This is a genomic window from Saccharopolyspora sp. NPDC045941 (assembly GCF_056431445.1).
In genome coordinates, this window is the sequence record NZ_JBWKKU010000147.1 from 1 (window position 1) to 4,451 (window position 4,451).

Here is a 4,451-nt window from a genome sequence, read left to right on the forward strand (position 1 = left end):
CTTCGTGTGGACCAAGACCGCTGACGAGATCCTCGCCAGCCTCGCCCACTACTGCACCAGAATCAATAAAACTATTAACGACTCGGAACACTAGCGTTCCGGCAAGGGCCTCCGCAGCTGCGGAGGCCCTTATTTGTAACCAGCAGCGAACCAGCGAGGCCTGCTCTTGCCGAAAACGTCATCCGCCCAGATGAGAAGCCTGTGGCTGGCCAGGGAATCTCAGGGCGCAATGACCGTGGCGACCGCACGCGAGTACCCGTCACAGGGGATCACTCCGGCATGATGGTCGGCCGTGCTGTTGCGACTGGCCTACCTGGGTGTGACGAACGCGTTCGCCATGCTGTGCCTGCTGCCCATGAGTGACCGGGACAAGGACTCGAGATCCTCGCCTTGCGCCATCAGATCACGGTGCTGGAACGTCAACTCGGTCAAGAGAGGGTGCGGTTCAGCCCAGCTGAGCGAGCGTTCCTGGCGGCGCTGCTGCATCGGCTGCCACGGAACGTGCTGCGCAGCCTGCGGTTGCTGGTGCGCCCGGACACAGTGCTGCGCTGGCACCGCGACCTGATCGCACGCCGCCATGCGTCCGTTTCCAAGCCGAAGCGCCCGGGCCCGGCCACGCACCGTCTGTTCCATCCAGGCTTTGGTGCTACGCCTGGCAGAGGAGAACCCCAGTTGGGGATACCGCCGACTTCACGGCGAATTGTTGGTCCTGGGAGTGAAAGTAGCAGCCTCGACCGTCTGGGAGATCTTGCAGGCGGCTGGGATAGACCCGGCGCCCGAGCGCGCCTCCAGCACATGGGCGGACTTTCTGGGTTCCCAGGCCGACGCCTTGCTGGCTTGCGATTTCTTCGAGACCGTCACCCTGTCCGGTTCGAGGATGTACGTGCTCGCCGTCATCGAGCACACCACCCGGCGGATCCGGATCCTGGGCGCCACCGCACACCCGACCGCCGCGTGGGTCGCCCAAGCCGCAAAGAACCTCGTCATGGACATCGAGGACGCCGACAGCCGGGCGCGGTTCCTGATCCGGGACCGCGACGGCAAATTCCCCGCCCTATTCGATACCGTCCTGTCGGATACAAGGATTGAGGTCGTGCTCAGCGGCGTCCAGATGCCGAGAATGAACTCAATCATGGAGGGGTGGGTACAGACGTGCCGACGCGAACTGCTGGACCGCACCTTGATCTGGAACCAGCGGCAGCTACTCCACGCCCTTGCGTGAGTTCGAACAGTTCTACAACTCCCACCGGCCTCACCAGGGCATCGCGAACGCCCGTCCCCTGCGCCCCTTGCCCACGTCAGTCGCCGATCTGAAGCAACTCGAACCCCTCAGCATACGTCGACACGACCGGCTCGGTGGCATCCTCCACGAATACCACCGCGCAGCATGACCTCCACGGATGGGATTTTCGGCAAGGTCAGGCCTCGCGCCTTAACCGCGTGCTCGTCGATGCCAGGCGCAATGCCGCGCAGGCCTGGCGGCAGGATTCGACCGGGTCGTCGGGGTTGGGTGAAGGGGTCATCTCCGATGCCTATGCCTGCATACATATGTCCGCAACCACCGGGCCCGATTCGGGTGCCGCACACCAGGGCGCCCGTTGGATCGACTGAGGGCTCCCCGGTCGATCGGTATCCGATCACGCAGGGGTCGGGTGCCGGTAGGAACCCGCCCGGGCACCTGGCGCAGCGGATGGCTGAAATTCCGCTGCAGATATCCCGAACAGCAATTCGTGAAACGCTGGCAAGCTGCCAGAACGCCGTGGCGGGAAGGGTGACCGTGAAAGTCGGAAAACGGGAATCAGGTCTATTCTCCTTCCGTCGCGGTATCGGAATGGCGCCGCAACTCATCCTGTACCAACGGGTCCTTCGGCTCTTGCCCAGTAGGAGGGGACTGTTGAATTTCTGTCTGTTCCGGGCCTTCTGCTGGATCGGATCCGTGCTCCCGCGGTGTCTGCTTCTCCTGCGGCATGATGTTCACCTTCTGGTTCGTTACGTGTTCTTCGAACCATGGCTGGAGTTCCGTTCCTGCCTCATCGGCGGTCGGTTCGATGGTGTATCTGCTGCCATCGTGATTCCCGGCCATCGGTTGGTGCAAACGTGCGTTTCCGTGCTGCGGGGCGTTCGTGCTCCACGTGGCGTGATCGGCTCGGGCGGGCATTCGTTGGTGGCGCGCCAGATCGGCTTAACGAGGTGTCCTGCGCGGTGTTCCCTCCGGTGCTATACAGGCCGGAGCTACGGCCAATGGGGGGTTGCGGGTGCCGATAAATCGTCCGCCCAGTTCAGGCTGCATGTTGGTACTCGTGAAGGGTTCCGCCGAGCCGATCTCGTCGGCGGATCTCCAGGTGTCTGATCTGTCCTGGCTCGGTGATCGGTTCGGGTAGCGGGCGGTGCGGAGCTGCTTGCTGCAGGGCTCGGTGCGGCCGGTGCCCGTTGTAGTAGAGCTCGAACTCGCGCAGGGCATGGAGCAGATGGCGCTGGTCCCAGATGAGGGTGCGGTCCAGCAGTTCGTGTCGGTAGGTCTGTATCCAGCGTTCCATGATGGAGTTCATCCGGGGCATCCGGATGCCGCTGGTGACGATCTCCAGGCCGGCATCGGTCAGCACAGCGTCGAAGGCTTCCGTGAACTTGGAGTCTCGGTCGCGTATCAAGAATCTGGCCTTGCTGCCTGCGTCCTCCAAGTCCATGACGAGGTTGCGTCCGAGCTGCACGATCCAGTCTGCGGTGGGGTGTGCGGTGGCGCCGAGGATCCGGATGTGTCTCGTGGAGTGTTCGATGGCGGCGAAGACGTACAGGCGCGCCCGGTCAGGGTGCGGGTCTCGAACAGGTCGCACGCGAGCAGTGCCTGGGCCTGGCTGTGCAGGAAGTCGGCCCAGGTGGTTCTCTTGCGTTCGGGAGCGGGCGGGATGCCGTGCTCGCGGAGGATTTCCCGGACGGTGGAGGCGGCGACCTTGATGCCCAGGGCCGCGAGCTCGCCGTGGATTCTGCGGTATCCCCACGAGACATTTTCCCGCGCCAGGCGAAGGACTATGGCGCGGATCGAGCGGACCGTGGGCGGGCGCCCGCGTCGTTTCGGCACGCAGGTCGCGGCATGGCGCCGCTTGAGCAGGTCACGGTGCCAGCGCAAGATCGTGTCTTGTGGGATTCCAGAAGTCGGCTACCAACGCTGGCTAGTAATTTTACGCTATGCGCTCATATTCGTTGATCAAGCCACCCAGGACTGGTCGGCACTTGATCTGCTCATGGCCGAGGTCCGCAACGGGGTGGATCGGCCGTGGCGGGCGAAGCTCGCGGGCACGGTGCGGCCGGCGACCGTTGTAGTGCCGGACGTACTCCGCAAGCACCGCACGCGCGTGCCGTTCACCGAAAATCAACAGACGGTCGGTGAGTTCGGCTCTGACAGTGCGTACGAACCGTTCGGCGAAACAGTTCGCCAGCGGGCACCGCGGGGGAGTCTTGACTACGCGGATGTCCAAATCGGCAAGGACCGCATCGAACGATGCGGTGAACTGACCTGCCCGATCCCGGACGAGAAACCGGAATTCGGTGGCACGATCGTCGAGGTCCATCAGCAGGTTGCGTGCCTGCTGAGTGGGCCACGCCCCGTCCGGATTCGTTGTCGCGCCGAGCAGGTGCACGTATCGGCTGCCGACCTCCAGCACGAAGAACACGTAGACTCGTTTGAGGGTGACCGCGCAGTCCACGTGGAAGAAGTCGCATGCCAGCATGGTCGACGCCTGGGTGCGCAGGAACTGCCGCCAGGTCGTGTCGGTGCACCGGATCGGTGCTGGCGGTATGCGCAAACGCTTGAGAACGCGGCGGATCGTCGACGCCCCCACTCGATGGCCGAGTTTGAGCAACTCACCCTGGATCCGTTGGTATCCCCGGGTGTGATTCTCCTTGGCCATGCGCTCGATCAACACGGCAACGGCGTTGTCTACGGGCGGGCGCCCGATGCGGTTCGGATAGGTCCACTTCCTGGCAACCAGGCGACGATGCCAGCGCAGCACCGTGCCGGGCGTGACCAATCGGTGCGCCCGCAGCGCCTTCGGCAGCAACCGGATTAGCGCGGCGAATAGTGCCCGGTCGGCCCAGTCCATCCGAGGTTTCGGGTTGGCTCGGTGCAGCACGGCCACCTCGTGACGCAGTACCAGGAGTTCGACGTCCTTGGACGCCGGCGAACGGCCGAGCAGCGACAGCCAGCCCGCAAGCCGCACGAAGATCAGGTAGAGCAGACGTAGTGACATGGCCCGAGATCATGCCCTGTCTGCCGGGGACACCGGAATATGCAGGTCGCAGGCCGTGAACCGACTTGTGGAACCCCACAGGTTGGGGCGAGAGTGCCGGGCGGTCATCGAGTGGTGGGGTTGTGTGTTATGCGTTTCGGGGGTTCTTTTTGCGGGCGTACATGTCTTGATCAGCTAGGTGCAGGAGTTCTTTTGGTTCAGCGGTGG

At 63.7% G+C, this 4,451-nt stretch carries 4 protein-coding genes; 2 read left to right on the forward strand and 2 right to left on the reverse strand.

Features of this window, described 5'->3' with window-relative positions; all coding sequences use genetic code 11:
- Positions 1-703 precede the first annotated feature (703 nt).
- Positions 704-1,222: an integrase core domain-containing protein gene (locus AC07FN_RS45725; protein ID WP_478401352.1), complete on the forward strand. Its 519-nt coding sequence runs from the start codon at positions 704-706 to the stop codon at positions 1,220-1,222.
- A gap of 134 nt (positions 1,223-1,356) precedes the next feature.
- On the forward strand, positions 1,357-1,611 hold the full coding sequence (locus tag AC07FN_RS45730; RefSeq protein WP_478401353.1) for a hypothetical protein: 255 nt from the start codon (positions 1,357-1,359) through the stop codon (positions 1,609-1,611).
- Positions 1,612-2,279: 668 nt separating this feature from the next.
- Here AC07FN_RS45730 and AC07FN_RS45735 read toward each other — a convergent pair.
- Entirely contained in the window at positions 2,280-2,831 is a 552-nt protein-coding gene (locus tag AC07FN_RS45735) for an integrase core domain-containing protein (RefSeq protein WP_478401354.1), read from the reverse strand.
- 345 nt (positions 2,832-3,176) lie between these two features.
- On the reverse strand, positions 3,177-4,244 hold the full coding sequence (locus AC07FN_RS45740) for an integrase core domain-containing protein (protein ID WP_478401355.1): 1,068 nt from the start codon (positions 4,242-4,244) through the stop codon (positions 3,177-3,179).
- Between the last annotated feature and the right edge of the window lie 207 nt (positions 4,245-4,451).